Origin of the sequence: Neotabrizicola shimadae, from assembly GCF_019623905.1 — a bacterium.
Taxonomy (GTDB): Bacteria; Pseudomonadota; Alphaproteobacteria; order Rhodobacterales; family Rhodobacteraceae; genus Neotabrizicola; species Neotabrizicola shimadae.
The window spans coordinates 3,301,301-3,316,064 of sequence record NZ_CP069370.1; the positions used below are offsets into that span (position 1 = coordinate 3,301,301).

The following is a 14,764-nucleotide window of genomic DNA, read 5'->3' on the forward strand; positions in this document are numbered from 1 at the left end:
AGGATGCGCGGCACAAGCGAGGGCAGGATGCGGATACTTCTGGCCGATGACCACCAGTTGGTTCGGGACTCCATCGCGGGGTTCTTGCGGGCCGAGCCCGGTTTTGCGGTTGAGGTTGCCTCGGATTTCGAAGGTGCCCTTGGTCTGGTCAGACAGGGGCCCCGTTTCGATGTCATCCTTCTGGACTGGATGATGCCGGGGATGAACGGGCTTCAGGGACTGGAGGCGATGAAAGCCGCCAGCACGGGGACGCCGGTGGCGATTATCTCGGGCACGGCGCCCCGCCAGGTGGCTGAAGCGGCGCTGGCGTCGGGCGCCGCGGGATTTCTGCCCAAGACCATGTCGACGCGGACCCTCGTGGCCGCCGTTCAGTTCATGGCGGCGGGCGAGGTCTATGCGCCGATGTCGTTGATGACCGAACGAGAGCCTGCAACCGCCACCATTGGCGGGGCGCAGTTGACGGAGCGCGAGACCGAGGTGCTGCGGTTCTTGTGCGAGGGGCTCGCCAACAAGGAGATCGCCCGTCGCATCGACTTGCAGGAGGTGACGGTCAAGCTGCATGTGAAGACGCTGTACCGCAAGATCGGCGCGCGCAACCGGACCCATGCCGCCATGCTGGCCAAGGAAGCGGGCCTCTTCTGAGCGATGCTATCCGGAAGGGTAGGGCTTCTGTCCGGATAGACAGGCGACAGCGCCTGTCGGCCGGTGTTAAGCCGAGCCGAAACCGCGACAGGAGCCCAAGACATGATCCACCCGGCGAGCCTGACCCGCCCTTGCGCTGCGGCCGTGCTGGCCGCCGCCATCGCCTTTTCCCTTCCGGCTGGGGCCGAGCAATTGGCCGCGCCGGCCGGCGAGGTTGTGCTGACGGTTTCCGGCGCGATCGGCAGCCCGAATGTGGACGGCGTGCTGGCCCTGGACATGGCGCAGCTGCAAAGCCTGCCGCAGCAGGAATTCGAGACGACGACCATCTGGACCGAGGGCGTGACCACCTTCCGCGGCGTGTTGCTGAAGGACGTCCTGTCCGCCGCAGGGGCCACGGGCACGACGCTGGCCCTGACCGCGCTGAACGACTATCAGATCGAGATGCCGGCGGGCGATGCGGGCGCCCAAGCGCCGGTGATTGCCTACATGATGAATGGGGCCGAGATGTCGGTGCGCGACAAGGGCCCGCTTTGGCTGGTCTATCCCTATGACAGCAATGCTGACTTCCGTACCGAACAGGCCTATGCCAGGTCGATCTGGCAGCTGTCGCGCATCGAGGTGATCGACTGATCGGCGGCACGAGGGCATATCGCGGCCTGGCGCGGATCTTGCGCCATGGCATGACACTGGCAGTTCTTGCCGGATGTCTTGTCATTGGCCTGGTCTGGTTCGACCTGTCCAACGAGCTTCGCCAACTGCGGGAGACGCCGGCGGACAACCTTCAGTGGAACATCACCCAGCTGGAGCTTGACGTCGCCCGGCTGGAGACGGCCCTGGTCGAAGCCATATCTGCGCCAGATGCGTCTCTGGAGGAGGTGCGCAAACGGTTCGACCTGTTTTACAGCCGCGCCCGGACGGTCGGCAGCGGCACCATGCTGGACCGGCAGGGCCTGCGCGACGCCGCGACCCCGATGGTGGCCCGGATGAGCGATTTTCTTGAGCACAACGTGGCGCGGATCGACGGGTCGGATACCGAACTGCGCCGCGCCTTGCCGGATATCCGCGAGGAGGCGTCCATCCTTCGGCTGGACCTGCGGGCCGCGGCAATCCGCGTGATCGATGCCCATGCCGCCTTGCAGGACACGCGCCGCACCAGGCTGTCCTCGGCCATCCACCAGACCGCGATCACGGCGGTTGGCATGATCCTGATGCTGATGCTGCTTCTGTTGCGCGTGCTGCAGCAGACCCGCGAGGCCCGGCACAGGGAAGACGACGTGCGGCGCATGTCGATGCGGCTTGAGGCGACCGTCCTGACCTCGCTTGACGCGGTGGTCGTGACGGATTCGCATGGCAGGGTCATCGAGTTCAACCCGGCGGCCGAACGCATGTTCGGCTATGATCGCGACGAGGCACTGGGGCAGCCCATGTCCGACCTCATCATACCGGAACGCCACATCGCCGGTCACGAGGCCGGTATGCGGCGCATGCGCGAGGGCGGTGAACGCCGCGTCGTGGGCAAGGGCCGGATCGACATGACCGCGCGGGACCGGTCAGGCCGGGAATTCCCGGTCGAGTTGTCCATCGCCAGTGCCGAAGGCCCGGAGGGCGCCATCTTCATCGGCTTCCTGCGTGACATCACGGAGGCGCGTGCCGCCGAATCCGCCCTGATTTCCGCGCGCGACACCGCACAGGCGGCGGAACAGACCAAGACGAACTTCATCGCGGTGATGAGCCACGAGATGCGTACGCCGCTGAACGGCATGATGGCCGCGCTGGACATCATCGGCCAGGGCCGGCTGGACGACCGCCAGTCGAGGTTCCTGGACATTGCGCGGGATTCCTCGCTTCAGTTGCTTCGCCACGTCAACGATGTGCTGGAGATCTCGCGCATCGAAGCCGGCCAGGCGCCGACCCTTCTTGAAACCGTGGATCTGGCCGCGCTGCTTGCGACCTTGGTCGAACCCATGGTGCCCCAGGCGGCTGCCCGCGGCACGACGCTGGACCTTCGCCTGCCAGCCCCGTTGCCGCCAGTGATGGGCGATCCGTTCCGCCTGGGACAGATCTTGCAGAACTTGTTGTCCAACGCCGTGAAGTTCACCGAAGGCGGCCTGATCGTGATCGAGGCCGAGGCCGAGGCCCAGGAGCAACCGGACAACCGGATCCTTCTGCAACTCTGCGTCCGGGACACCGGCATTGGCATTGCCCCGGCAGACCATGACAGGATCTTCAGGGATTTCGAGATGGTCGATCCCTCGTTCAGTCGAAAGGTCGGCGGTACTGGTCTTGGCCTTGCGATCTCGCGACGTCTTGCCCGGGCGATGGGCGGGGAGATTTCGGTCCAGAGCGAGTTGGGCCAGGGCAGCGCCTTCACCCTGAGCCTTTCGATGCCACTGGCACCGGAGGCCGAAAGCCGGGCGTCCGTACCTGTCGCTACCGCGGCGCTTGAGCGTCCGCTTTCGGTGCTGGTGGTGGAGGACAATCCGACCAACAGGATCGTGCTGGAAGAGATGCTGCGCAGCCTGGGGCACAGCGTTGAACTGGCGGTGGATGGCGCGGAAGGCGTGAGCAAGGCGCGAACGCACGCATTCGATCTGGTGCTGATGGACCTGTCCATGCCCCGCGTGGATGGCTGGACGGCGACCGCGCTGATCCGCGCGGACGGTGCTTCGATGAACAGCCGGATTCTGGCAGTGACGGCCCATGCCAGCACCCGTGCCGATCCGCGCTTTGCCACGTCGGGCTTTGACGGGTTGCTGACCAAACCGTTGACAACTCAGGATCTTGCTGCCGTTCTGCTGGATGCCGGTCCCCTGAACGAAAGCTCCGGGTTGGGGGCCGAGGATCTGCCATTGCTTGATGAGGTCCGCCTGGCGGAATTGCGTCGGATGGGCGAGACGGCACGCGCGCGGTTGTTCGATCAGGCCCGCTCCGACTTGGGCCGCTGTATTGCCGGGATCGGCACCGCGACACCCACATCCCCTGGGCTGCTAGCGACGTTGCACGAAGCCGCGGGCGTCGCTGCGGTGATCGGCGCCCGTCGCCTGCACGCCCTGCTGCAGGCCGCCGAAGCCGAGGCCGGCTCTGGCGATGCCGGCCGCATCGCCAGAGCCTGCGCGCCCCTTGCTGACACGTGGCAGAAGACCGAGGTCGAACTCTGCTCCTCCGGACGTTAGTCCGGACCTGCCGCAACGGCATGTCCCCGGCGCGGCCCCAACAGGAGTAGCCGCCTTGAGCGGCAGCGACCGCCGAGTCAGGGCGCGTGCCGTGGGATCGCGATCATGTTCAGGCTTCCATGGGACTGGCACCGGTGCACGACACGGCAGCTCCCGCGCCTCACTTGGCCCCTGCCCTGCGGCATTCAGCACCATCCGACCGTCGATTTCGGTGACCCGCTGCGGGGGACGGTGGCTGGTGGCAGTGGGACCGGCGGGCCGGAAAATGCGAAACGGCCCGTGCGGGGAGGAGTCGCACGGGCCGTCCGCGGATGCGCCGGTCTGGGGGGAGGACCCGACGGGGCGCAACGATCCGGGCCGGGGAAATTCCCGGCCCGGAACGATCTTAGTAGTTGTAGGCGCTTTCGCCGTGTTCGGTCTGATCGAGGCCCTGGCGTTCGGCATCGGCCGAGGGGCGCAGGCCCATGGTCATGTCTATCACCTTGAACAGGATGAAGGAGCCGATACCCGACCATGCCAGCGTCACGAGGACCGCCTTGATCTGGGTGATGACCTGGGCGCCCATGTCGAAGGTGCCGGCCACTGCGGGGAAGACGGTGTAGTCGAAGAAGCCCTGACCGCCAAGCGCCGGGTCGGCAAGGATGCCGGTGCCAATGGCGCCGACGATACCGCCCACGCAGTGCACGCCGAACACGTCGAGGCTGTCATCATACTTCAGCGCGCTCTTCACCGTGGAGACGAAGATGTAGCAGATCGGGGAAACCGCGAGGCCCAGCACGATCGAGCCCATCGGCGAGGCGAAGCCTGAGGCCGGGGTGATGGCGACGAGGCCCGCAACCGCGCCGGTCACCGCACCCAGAAGCGAGGGGCGGCCATGGCGGATCTGCTCGACGATGCTCCAGGACAGGGCAGCAGCGGCGGTGGCGACGAAGGTGTTGATGAAGGCCAGCGCGGCAAGGCCGTTGGCTTCGAGGTTGGAACCCGCGTTGAAGCCGAACCAGCCGACCCACAGGAGGGAGGCGCCGATCATCGTCATGGTCAGCGAGTGGGGCGGCATCGCCTCTTTCAGGTGGCCAAGGCGCGGACCGATGACGAGGCAGCCGATGAGACCCGCGATACCGGCGTTGATGTGGACAACGGTGCCGCCGGCGAAGTCAAGCGCACCCCAGCCCCAGAGCAGGCCGTAGTCGCCAGGCAGGTCGGGCAGGAAGTCCGGGCCGGCCCAATACCAGACCATGTGGGCCATCGGGAAATAGACCACGGTCAGCCACAGCACGGTGAAGACCATCAGCGGCCAGAACTTCACGCGTTCGGCGAAGGCGCCGACGATCAGCGCGGGCGTGATGCAGGCGAAGGTCATCTGGAAGATGACGAAGGCGTATTCGGGGATGTAGACGTTGTTCGAGAAGGTCGCGGCATAGGTGCCGGCGTTCACGCCCGACAGGAACATCTTGGACAGGCCGCCGATGAAGGGGCCGCCTGAGGTGAAGGCGAGGCTGTAGCCGTAGGTGACCCAGATGATCGCCGCGATCGAGACGATCATGAAGACCTGCATCAGCACGCTGAGCATGTTCTTGGTGCGAACGAGGCCACCGTAGAACAGCGCCAGAGCCGGGATCGACATCAGGAGCACCAGCGCCGAGCTGATGAGCATCCAGGTGGTGTCGCCCTTGTTCACCATGCCGGCCATTGCGGCGACATCGGGGTTCTTGATCGGGCCAGCGGCCACCTCGACGACCTCGGCGGTCGCCTCCTGTGCCCAGACGGGCAAGGCGGCCATGACGGACGCGCCAAGCGCCGCAAGGCCAAGGGTTTGATTTTTATTCAACATTTCCGGAGTTTCCCCTTCCCGCCTGTTCTTACAGCGCATCGTCATCGGTTTCGCCCGTGCGGACGCGCACGGCATGTTCCACGTCGAGGACGAAGATCTTTCCGTCGCCGATCTTGTCGGTCTTGGCCGTGGTCTGGATGGTTTCGACCACCGCTTCGGCCAGGCTGTCGACCACCACGATTTCCAGCCGGACCTTCGGCACGAAGTTCACGGCGTATTCCGCGCCACGGTAGATTTCGGTGTGGCCCGACTGCGAACCGAACCCCTTGATCTCGGTCACCATCATGCCGCGCACCCCGATGGCGGTGAGCGCCTCGCGCACCTCCTCGAGCTTGAACGGCTTGATTGCTGCAATGATCAGTTTCACGGCGTTCCCCTCTATGGTCCGGGGCCCGAGGCGGCCCTTGCCCGAAAGGAGGCGGGCTTTCCGCGGTGCAGCACAAGTCGCGAGCGGGTTAGCGGGCGCCCTCATGGCGAGCGTTTCGCACAACATTTGCACGATTTAGTCAGTTTGCCTAAATTTTGTGCTGAATTGGTAAGCGAATCGTGAGCGCACCGGCTCCACATTTTTCGTTTCCGGCGCTATGGTGCGGCAAAAGCGCCCCGGCTTCGGCCGGAGAAACAAGGGCGGATCGGGCATGGCATCTACAGGCAAGGGGCGGGGGCCGCTTGTCGCGGACCGGAGATATTCCGGCCGCGAGGAAGCGCAGCCGAAAGCACGGACGCGGGCCCCGGCAAAGCCGGCGAAGAAGGCCGCGCGGCGCCCGGTCAAGAGGCGCGGGCTGATTTCGGGGTTGATCGTGGGATTCTTTGCGCTGATCTGGCGGATCGTCTGGGGCATCGGCTGGCGCGTCGGGCTTGTCGTGGGGCTGGTCTTGGCGGCGACCACCTTCTACTTCTATGCCAAGATGCCGCCGCTGACCGACCTGCTGGACGGACGCGCGCGGGGGTCTGTAACGTTTCTGGACACCAACGGCAGCCCCTTCGCCTGGCGGGGCGAGACCTTTGGCGGGCAGATCACGGCAGACACCGTTTCGCCCAACCTGCTGCATGCGGTCGTGGCGACCGAAGACAAGCGGTTCTACTACCATCTGGGGATCAGCCCGCGCGGCATTGCCAGCGCGATCCGCATCAACATGGCGGAAGGGCGCGGGCCGTTCGAGGGCAACGGCGGGTCGACCATCACGCAGCAGGTGGCCAAGCTTCTGTGCCTGGGCGTGGCCTGGGACCCGACGCAGTGGAAGGACGAGGCGGCTTATGAGGCGGACTGCCGGCAGGGCAGTCTGATGCGCAAGGTGAAGGAAGTGCCCTTCGCCCTGGCGATGGAGCTGAAGTATTCGAAGAACGACATCCTGACGATCTATTTCAACCGCGCCTACCTGGGCGCGGGCACGCGCGGGTTCGAGGCGGCGGCGCAGCGCTATTTCGGCAAGTCGGCGCGCGACGTGACCCCGGCCGAGGCGGCGATGCTGGCCGGGCTTCTGAAGGCGCCGAGCTATTACGCGCCGACCAACAACCTGGAACGGTCGCGCGAGCGGGCGGCGGTGATCATCGGGCTGATGGAGGAACAGGGTTACCTGACGAAGGAGCAGGCGGCCGAGGCGCTGGCGCATCCGGCGGAACTGTCCGAAGCGGCGCAGAGCCGGTCGGGCGGGTTCTTCGCCGATTGGGTGATGGAGACGGCGCCGGCCTTCCTGACCACCGAAACCACCGAGGACGTGGTGATTTCGACCACGCTGGACCAGCGGGTCCAGAAGGCGGCCGAAGAGGCGCTGGCCTTCGTCTTCGAGACCAAGGTGAAGGAAGGATCGAAGGCGCAGGCGGCCATCGTGGTCATGTCCGCCGACGGCGCGGTGCGCGCCATGGTGGGCGGGCGAAAGATCGAGGCGGCGGGCTCGTTCAACCGCGCGACGCAGGCGCTGCGGCAGACCGGGTCGGCCTTCAAGCCCTTTGTCTATGCGGCGGCGCTGGATCTGGGCTGGAGCCCCTGGGACGTGGTGCAGGACACGCCCCTGACCATCACCACGCCGGGGTCGGGGCCGTGGTCGCCCTCGAACTACGACGAGGAGTTCAAGGGGCCGGTGACGCTGGTGCAGGCGCTGAAGGAAAGCCGCAACATCCCGGCGGTGCGAGTGTCCGAGGCTGTGGGGCGCGAGAACGTGCGGACCGTGGCATCGGCCTTCGGATTGCAGAGCGACCTGGCGGCGGGGCCGGCTCTGGCGCTTGGCGCATCGGAATCGACGCTCCTGGAGATGACCGGGGCCTATGCCGGCATCCTGAACGGCGGCAGTTCGGTGACGCCCTATGGCATCAATGCGCTGACCCTTCAGGGCGAGACCGAGCCCTTGCTTGGCGCGGGCGGCGGCATCGGCGAGCGGGTGATCTCGCAGAAGGCGGCGGAAGAGCTGATCTTCATGATGACCCAGGTGGTCGAGGGCGGCACCGGCGGGCGCGCGCGCCTGCCCGACCGGCAGGTGGCGGGCAAGACCGGCACCACGCAGGCGGCGCGCGATGCGTGGTTCGTGGGCTTTTCGGCAGACTACGTCGCAGGGGTCTGGATGGGATACGACGACAACACGCCGCTGACCGGCGTGACCGGCGGCGGGCTGCCGGCCGAGATCTGGCACGAGGTGATGCTGCGGGTGCATGAGGGCGTGGAGCCGAGACCCCTGCCGATGATCGTGCCCGAGCGGCCGGCGCCGGTGCAGGTTGAGGCGACCGCCTCGTCGGGCAATGCGACCGAGAAGAAGCGCAAGGACCCGATCGGGGATCTGCTGCGCGGCATCCTGGGCGGGGAGAACTGAGGGCGCCAGCGGGGCCCGGCGTCCCCGCTGGCGGCATTGGCCATTGTCCGGGCAGGTCGAGGCCCCGGCCTGCGCCGGGGCGAGGCCAGGTCAGCTTTTGTTCAGCTGGGCAATCAGCTTGTCGACGTTGCCACCGTTCTGGTCGAGCATCGCGCCGATTTCCGTGCGCTCGGACGAGAGCATGTTCACGCCTTCGATGATGATGTTGAAGAACAGGTTCTTGCCCGACTTGTCCGAGACGTACCAGCGCAGGTCGAAGGGGCTTTCGCCCTTGAGATAGCAGACCGACTGGACCTCATAATAGCTTTTCACCGGCTTGGAGCCTGTCACCTCGATCTTGCCGCCAATGAATTCGCGGAAGCGCCGGCCGTACTTGCGGCTGAGATAGCCCTGGTACGCCTTGGTGAAGGCCTGGATCTGGGCCGGGCTGGCCGTCTTGGCCGCCGGGCCAAGCACCGAGCGGGCGATCACGGGCACGTCGGCATAGCGAGTGAAGATGCGTTCGAAATCGCCGTACATGGCGCTTTCGGACTTGCCGGAATTGATGGTGGCGTTGATCTCGCCGATGGCCTGGTCGACCAGGGCGCGGGCCTGGGCATCGTCCAGCGCCAGGGCCGGCAGCGGAAGGGCCGCGACAATCGCGCCAGAAAGACCGAGGGCCAGAAGCCCGCGGCGAGAGATGGAAATGTCATTCGGCATAGGGATCCTCGAAACCAAGCGGGACGGCACCGGCCACGGCATCGGAGGCGCCATCGGTCTGAGCAGAACCATCGTCCGCATAGGGGTCGATGAAGCCGTCATCGGCCTCACCGGTATCGCCCAGTTCGAACCTGCGGTTCTGCGTGTAGAGAAGTCGCGTCTGCGCGTAGCTGTCCGCGCTGTCATATAGGACGGAATCGACGGTATCGGAATAGCGGCCGCGTTCGACAAGCATGGAAGCGCCGCCCAGGACCACGAGCACCACGCCCTGCGTCGGGTTCACGACATAGTCCAGCGGATTGAGGAAGCCGCCAACCACACGGCCGGCGCTGTCGCGGTCGGTCGACGGACCCAGAAGGGGAAGTTCGTCGTAATTGCCCTCTGGCACGCCCCAGACATAGAGCGTGTCCCCGAAGGTGGTGGAGTGGTTCGGGATGCCGATGGCGGTGGCCGGATCGAAGATGCCACCGACGCCGACCGTGGCGTTGATTGCAAACCGAAGGACAGATTCCACCGCCTTGCCCGGTTTGACCTGGAGAACATAGTTCACCGCATCGCCCGGCGCCTCCCAGGTGGAGGAGGCGTTGAGGATGGCGACCTCGACTTCATCGGGCAGGATATCGCTGGTGCCCTCGGCAACCGGGCGCACGAACATCTGGTCGAGTTGCTTGTTCATCTCGTGAACCTGCCGATTCTCGGCTTCGTACTGGTCCTGGACCGGACCTGACGGGGCTGCGCAGCCTGCAAGGCATGCAACAAGCGCAACGGGTCCGACAGGGCGCCGGACCACGCCAGACAGAGCGGAAAATGCCATCTTTCTTCTTTCCGGTAACCGACGGATAAGTAGATATTGCCCGAAGAGGGAAGGCAAGGCATAGGCTGTGCCCTAGGCCAAGGCAATCGGCGAGGGATCGCGGCCATGGGCAGAACGGATTATTCGCCGGTTCGGGCTGTCCGGAGCGGCCGTGTGTAACAGATGCGGACATTATGAGCGCCATGGATACTAATCGCGGGTCCGCAGAATTGCGTGCCGCCCGCGCCGACAGTCGCGGACTTTTGATCTCGGTCCTCGTGTTCAGCGTCTTCACGAACCTGCTGATGCTGACCGGGCCGCTGTACATGCTGCAGGTCTATGACCGGGTGCTGGGGTCGCGATCCGAGCCGACGCTGATCGCGCTTTCGGTGCTTGTCGCCTTCCTGTTCCTGATGATGGGCGTACTGGACCATGCGCGGGCGCGGCTGATGGCGCGGATCGGGGCGCGGTTCCAGGAAAAGCTGGACCGGCGGGTCTTTGCGGCATCCGTCCGGCGGCTGACGATGAACCCGAACGATCCCGCAGCGTTGGCGGCGCAGCGCGATCTGGAGGCGATGCAGCGGCTTTGGTCTTCGCCCGTACTGCTGGCGCTGTTCGACATTCCTTGGACGCCGATCTTTGCGGCGGCGATCTTCATCTTCAACCCGATGCTGGGCTGGCTGGCTGTGGCTGGCGGTCTGATCCTGGTGATCGTGACCATCCTGAACCAGTCGTCCACGAAGATTCCACTGACGCGCGCAAACAACGCGACCATGGCGGCGGAACGGGTTTCGGATGCGCTGAAGAACGAATCCGAGACGATCCAGGCGCTTGGCATGACGGGCGCCGGGTTCGACCGCTGGCAGTCGGCGCGCGGCGTGGCGCTGCGCACCTCGGTCGAGGCCTCGGACGTGGCAGGGGGCTATTCCGTGGCCTCGCGGACCTTCCGCCAGTTCCTGCAATCGGCGATGCTGGGCGTGGGTGCCTGGCTGGTGCTGCAGGGCGAACTGACCTCGGGCGCGATGATCGCCGGGTCGATCCTGATGGGCCGCGCCCTCGCACCGATCGAGCAGGCGGTTGGCCAATGGGCCGTGGTGACGCGCGCACAGGAAGGCCGCCGGCGACTGGCCGAACTGCTGTCGCGCCAGCCCGACGAACCGGTGCGCACCCAATTGCCGCGTCCGCGCGCCCTTCTGGACGTTCAGGGGCTGACGGTTATTCCGCCCGGCGAAAATCAGGCCGTTCTGCGGATGGTGAGCTTCAACCTGCAGCCGGGGCAGGCGCTTGGGGTGATCGGGCCTTCGGGTGCGGGCAAGACCTCGCTGGCTCGCGCGTTGATCGGTGTCTGGCGGCCCTCGGCCGGGAAGGTCCGGCTAGATGGTGCCACGCTGGACCAGTACGATCCGGACGTTCTGGGCAGCTATATCGGCTATCTGCCGCAGCGCATTGCCCTGTTCGATGGCACGATTGCCGACAACATCGCGCGCCTCGCGCCGCGTCCCGACCCTGCGAAGGTGGTGGAGGCCGCGAAAAAGGCGGCGGCACACGAGATGATCCTGCGCTTGCCGGACGGCTATGACACCCGCGTCTCGACTGTGGGTGGGCGGCTTTCGGGCGGGCAGATCCAGCGGATCGGTCTGGCGCGGGCGCTGTATGGCGACCCTGTGCTTCTGGTGCTGGACGAGCCGAACTCGAACCTCGACAACGACGGTTCGACGGCGCTGAACCTGGCGATCCGCCAGATGAAAGAGCAGGATCGCGCGGTACTGATCATGGCGCACCGGCCGGCGGCCATTCAGGAATGCGATCTGCTTCTGGTCATGGAGGACGGCACCCGACGTGCCTTCGGCCCGCGCGACCAGGTGCTGCGCGAGATGGTGAAGAACCATACCGAGATCGTGCGATCCACCGGACCGGGAGGTGTGACATGACCGAAGGGCCCAAGACCCCCGAGGGATCCGGCGGGAAGCTGCCCGAAGTGACCTCGGAGCAGACCGGCGTGACCCAGGCCGCAGCCGATCCGATGCCGCCGGCCGAGGCTTCGCCGGCGCCGAAACCGCCTTTGGAAGCGCCCAAGGCTCCTGGCCTCCCGGCAGAGCCCGCGCTCCATCTGGCCGCGATGGCGCCGCCACCGCCCGGCGGCACGTCAAAGCCGTTTTCGGCGCGCGGCCCGATGATCCTGGGCTTTGTTTCGGTGCTGATCCTGCTTGTGGGCATCTTTGGCTGGGGCTTCGGCACCACCATAGCCGGCGCCGTGGTGACAAGCGGGATGCTGGAGGTCGAACAGAACCGCCAAGTGGTGCAGCATCCGGATGGCGGCGTGGTGGAGACGATCTTCGTCAAGGACGGCGACACGGTACAGGGCGGTGACGTGCTGATCCGGCTGGACGGCAATACCACCCGGTCCGAACTGGCGATCATCGAGGGCCAGTTGTTCGAATTTCTCGCCCGCCGCGCGCGGCTGGAGGCGGAACGCGACGGCGCGGACAAGGTCGAGATCAAGGGCGAACTGGCCGAGTTGATCAAGACCCGGGCGGATGTGGCCGAACTGGTGGAAGGCCAGGTCAAGCTGTTCGATGCGCGGCGCGACACCCTGTCGAAGCAGATGGAACAGCTGGGCAAGCGCCAGCTTCAGATGAGCTCTCAGATCGAGGGGATCGATGCGCAGTTGGCTGCCCAGAGCAAGCAGTTGGAGCTGATCGAGGACGAACTGAAGGATCAGCGCAGCCTTCTGGAAAAGGGGCTGGCCCAGGCAAGCCGCGTTCTTTCGCTGGAGCGCGAACAGGCACGCCTGGAGGGACAGCTTGGCGAACTGACCGCGAGCAAGGCGCAGGCCGAGGGCCGCATCACCGAGATCGAGCTGGAAGTGCTGCGTCTCCAGGCGGTGCGCCGCGAGGATGCGAACGAACAGCTTCGCGATGCCGGAGCGCGCGAGCGCGAACTGGCTGAGCGCCGCCGCGCCCTTCTGGAAAAGCTGGACCGCCTGGACATTCGTGCGCCGGTTTCCGGCATCGTGCTGGGCATGACGGTGACGACGCCACGGTCGGTGATCCGGCCGGCAGACCCGGTGCTTTACATCATCCCGCAGGATCGCCCTCTGGTGATCATGGCTCAGGTGCCGCCGATTCATATCGACGAGGTGCACATGGGCCAGCAGGCCGAACTGATGTTCCCGGCCTTTTCGGCGCGGACAACACCGCAGCTGAAGGGCCATGTGACCATGGTTTCGGCGGATGCTCTGACTGACCAGCGCACGGGCCAGACCTACTACCGCGCGGAAATCGCGTTGGACCCCGGCGAGATGGAAAAGCTGCGCGACCTGCAACTGCTGCCGGGTATGCCGGTGGAAGCCTTCATCAAGACCGATGACCGTACGCCCATCGCCTATCTGACGAAGCCCTTCACGGACTACTTCGCCAAGGCCTTCCGCGAGTTGTGACCGCTGCCCGCCCCTTGCCGGGGGCGGGGCGCCCGGCTAGCCTCCGGCCGCAAAGACCGGAGGATGACATGAGCCACATCGAGACCCGCCTTGCCGAACTTGGCGTGACCCTGCCGGACGCGCCCGCGCCGGCCGCCAATTATGTGCCGTTTGTAGTGGTGGGCAATCTTGTCCATGTGTCGGGCCAGATCAGCCAGAACGCGGGCGGTCTGATCAAGGGCAAGCTGGGGGCCGATCTGGACGTGCCCGCCGGGGCCGAGGCGGCGAAAAGCTGTGCCATCAGCCTGCTTGCCCAGGTGAAGAAAGCCTGCGGCGGGGATATGTCGCGGCTGGTCAGGGCGGTGAAGCTGGTGGGCTTTGTCAACTCGACCGCAGATTTCACCGACCAGCCCAAGGTGATCAACGGCGCGTCGGACTTTCTGGTGGCGGCGCTTGGCGATGCCGGGCGACATGCGCGGTCGGCGGTGTCCGCGGCCTCGCTGCCCTTGGGCGTGGCGGTCGAGATCGAGGGGATCTTCGAGATCCGTCCGTGATGCGCGTTCCCTTACCTGCCGAGTTCCTGCGCCTGCCGATCGCCCACCGCGCCCTGCACGACCGCAAGGCCGGGCGGATCGAGAACTCGCCCTCCGCTGTGCGGGCCGCGGTTGAGGCGGGCTATGGGATTGAGATCGACCTGCAGCTGTCGAAGGACGGCGTGGCGATGGTGTTCCACGACGACGAGCTTGACCGGCTGACGGTCGAGAAAGGGCCGGTCGCACATCGAACTGCGGCCGAACTTGGGCGGATCGGTCTGAAGGGCGGTGAGGATCGCATTCCGACGTTGGCCGAGGTGCTGGAACTGGTCGGCGGGCGGGTGCCCTTGCTCATCGAGCTGAAGGACCAGACGCTGCGGCTTGTTCAGACGGATGGCGCGCTGGAGGCGGCAACGGCCGAGGCGCTGAAGGGCTATGACGGCGCGGTGGCGCTGATGTCGTTCAATCCGCATTGCATCGCCCATCTGGCACGGCTTGCGCCCGAACGGCCCCGGGGCATCACCACGGCGGCCTATGACCTGAAGAGCTGGTTCCCGCTGGACCGCGCGACGCGCGCGCATCTGCGGGCGATCCCGGATTACGACCGGGTGGGCGCCAGTTTCATCAGCCACGAGGCGAAGGATCTGGGCCGGCCGCGGGTGGCCGAGCTGAAGGACGCCGGCGCGGCGATCCTGTGCTGGACGATCCGCAGTGCCGGCGCAGAGGCAGAGGCGCGACAGGTTGCCGACAATGTGACCTTCGAGGGCTATGCCGCCGCCATTCCCGGCTGAACTACCCTTGCCCTTCGTCTTTGCGGAAATACTCTGCGCGGGGCGACCGTTGGTTCCGCCATCGGTTCACGAAACCAATG

At 66.0% G+C, this 14,764-nt stretch carries 12 protein-coding genes; 8 read left to right on the top strand and 4 right to left on the bottom strand.

The genetic code is table 11. From position 1 onward, the window contains the following. The first annotated feature begins 27 nt into the window (after positions 1-27). From JO391_RS16045 to JO391_RS16055, 3 genes are all read left to right on the top strand, one after another. Positions 28-642, top strand: coding sequence for a response regulator (locus JO391_RS16045; RefSeq protein WP_220661449.1), 615 nt, complete (start codon positions 28-30; stop codon positions 640-642). A gap of 102 nt (positions 643-744) precedes the next feature. Next, positions 745-1,272, top strand: a complete 528-nt coding sequence (locus JO391_RS16050; protein ID WP_220661450.1) for a putative pterin-binding protein — start codon at positions 745-747, stop codon at positions 1,270-1,272. Between the two features lie 50 nt (positions 1,273-1,322). Continuing rightward, positions 1,323-3,815 (top strand): hybrid sensor histidine kinase/response regulator, encoded by a 2,493-nt coding sequence (locus JO391_RS16055; RefSeq protein WP_220661451.1) that lies wholly within the window; start codon positions 1,323-1,325, stop codon positions 3,813-3,815. 385 nt (positions 3,816-4,200) lie between these two features. Here the strand turns inward: JO391_RS16055 and JO391_RS16060 are convergent, their stop codons facing one another. Together JO391_RS16060 and JO391_RS16065 are read right to left on the bottom strand one after the other, a co-directional pair. Further along, positions 4,201-5,646, bottom strand: a complete 1,446-nt coding sequence (locus JO391_RS16060) for an ammonium transporter (protein ID WP_220661452.1) — start codon at positions 5,644-5,646, stop codon at positions 4,201-4,203. 28 nt (positions 5,647-5,674) lie between these two features. Then, positions 5,675-6,013, bottom strand: coding sequence for a P-II family nitrogen regulator (locus JO391_RS16065; RefSeq protein ID WP_220661453.1), 339 nt, complete (start codon positions 6,011-6,013; stop codon positions 5,675-5,677). A 271-nt stretch (positions 6,014-6,284) separates the two neighbouring features. On the opposite strand from JO391_RS16065, the gene JO391_RS16070 reads away from it, so the two are divergent. After that, positions 6,285-8,450: a transglycosylase domain-containing protein gene (locus tag JO391_RS16070; protein WP_220661454.1), complete on the top strand. Its 2,166-nt coding sequence runs from the start codon at positions 6,285-6,287 to the stop codon at positions 8,448-8,450. Positions 8,451-8,540: 90 nt separating this feature from the next. Here the strand turns inward: JO391_RS16070 and JO391_RS16075 are convergent, their stop codons facing one another. Both JO391_RS16075 and JO391_RS16080 read right to left on the bottom strand, forming a co-directional pair. Next, positions 8,541-9,149, bottom strand: coding sequence for an MlaC/ttg2D family ABC transporter substrate-binding protein (locus JO391_RS16075; RefSeq protein ID WP_220661455.1), 609 nt, complete (start codon positions 9,147-9,149; stop codon positions 8,541-8,543). Next, on the bottom strand, positions 9,139-9,825 hold the full coding sequence (locus JO391_RS16080) for an MlaA family lipoprotein (protein WP_375155670.1): 687 nt from the start codon (positions 9,823-9,825) through the stop codon (positions 9,139-9,141). Before JO391_RS16080 ends, JO391_RS16075 begins: the two co-directional genes overlap by 11 nt. A 311-nt stretch (positions 9,826-10,136) precedes the next feature. On the opposite strand from JO391_RS16080, the gene JO391_RS16085 reads away from it, so the two are divergent. From JO391_RS16085 to JO391_RS16100, 4 genes are all read left to right on the top strand, one after another. Further along, positions 10,137-11,873, top strand: coding sequence for a type I secretion system permease/ATPase (locus JO391_RS16085; RefSeq protein ID WP_220661457.1), 1,737 nt, complete (start codon positions 10,137-10,139; stop codon positions 11,871-11,873). Positions 11,874-12,061: 188 nt separating this feature from the next. Then, positions 12,062-13,381 carry an HlyD family type I secretion periplasmic adaptor subunit gene (locus JO391_RS16090; RefSeq protein ID WP_220664594.1) on the top strand — a complete coding sequence of 440 codons (1,320 nt, stop codon included), beginning with the start codon at positions 12,062-12,064 and terminating at the stop codon, positions 13,379-13,381. A gap of 68 nt (positions 13,382-13,449) precedes the next feature. Next, entirely contained in the window at positions 13,450-13,914 is a 465-nt protein-coding gene (locus JO391_RS16095) for a RidA family protein (RefSeq protein ID WP_220661458.1), read from the top strand. Then, complete coding sequence (locus JO391_RS16100; protein WP_220664595.1) at positions 13,914-14,684, top strand: glycerophosphodiester phosphodiesterase family protein; 771 nt, start codon at positions 13,914-13,916, stop codon at positions 14,682-14,684. The genes JO391_RS16095 and JO391_RS16100 overlap by 1 nt, the downstream gene beginning before the upstream one ends. The last annotated feature ends 80 nt before the right edge of the window (positions 14,685-14,764 follow it).

Excerpts from the sequence above, each read along its gene's own strand:
- JO391_RS16045 (WP_220661449.1), top strand. The coding sequence starts at position 28 with ATGCGGATACTTCTGGCCGATGACCACCAGTTGGTTCGGGACTCCATC.
- JO391_RS16050 (WP_220661450.1), top strand. The coding sequence starts at position 745 with ATGATCCACCCGGCGAGCCTGACCCGCCCTTGCGCTGCGGCCGTGCTG.
- JO391_RS16055 (WP_220661451.1), top strand. The coding sequence starts at position 1,323 with ATGACACTGGCAGTTCTTGCCGGATGTCTTGTCATTGGCCTGGTCTGG.
- JO391_RS16060 (WP_220661452.1), bottom strand. The coding sequence starts at position 5,646 with ATGTTGAATAAAAATCAAACCCTTGGCCTTGCGGCGCTTGGCGCGTCC.
- JO391_RS16070 (WP_220661454.1), top strand. The coding sequence starts at position 6,285 with ATGGCATCTACAGGCAAGGGGCGGGGGCCGCTTGTCGCGGACCGGAGA.
- JO391_RS16075 (WP_220661455.1), bottom strand. The coding sequence starts at position 9,149 with ATGCCGAATGACATTTCCATCTCTCGCCGCGGGCTTCTGGCCCTCGGT.
- JO391_RS16080 (WP_375155670.1), bottom strand. The coding sequence starts at position 9,825 with ATGAACAAGCAACTCGACCAGATGTTCGTGCGCCCGGTTGCCGAGGGC.
- JO391_RS16085 (WP_220661457.1), top strand. The coding sequence starts at position 10,137 with ATGAGCGCCATGGATACTAATCGCGGGTCCGCAGAATTGCGTGCCGCC.
- JO391_RS16090 (WP_220664594.1), top strand. The coding sequence starts at position 12,062 with ATGGCGCCGCCACCGCCCGGCGGCACGTCAAAGCCGTTTTCGGCGCGC.
- JO391_RS16095 (WP_220661458.1), top strand. The coding sequence starts at position 13,450 with ATGAGCCACATCGAGACCCGCCTTGCCGAACTTGGCGTGACCCTGCCG.
- JO391_RS16100 (WP_220664595.1), top strand. The coding sequence starts at position 13,914 with ATGCGCGTTCCCTTACCTGCCGAGTTCCTGCGCCTGCCGATCGCCCAC.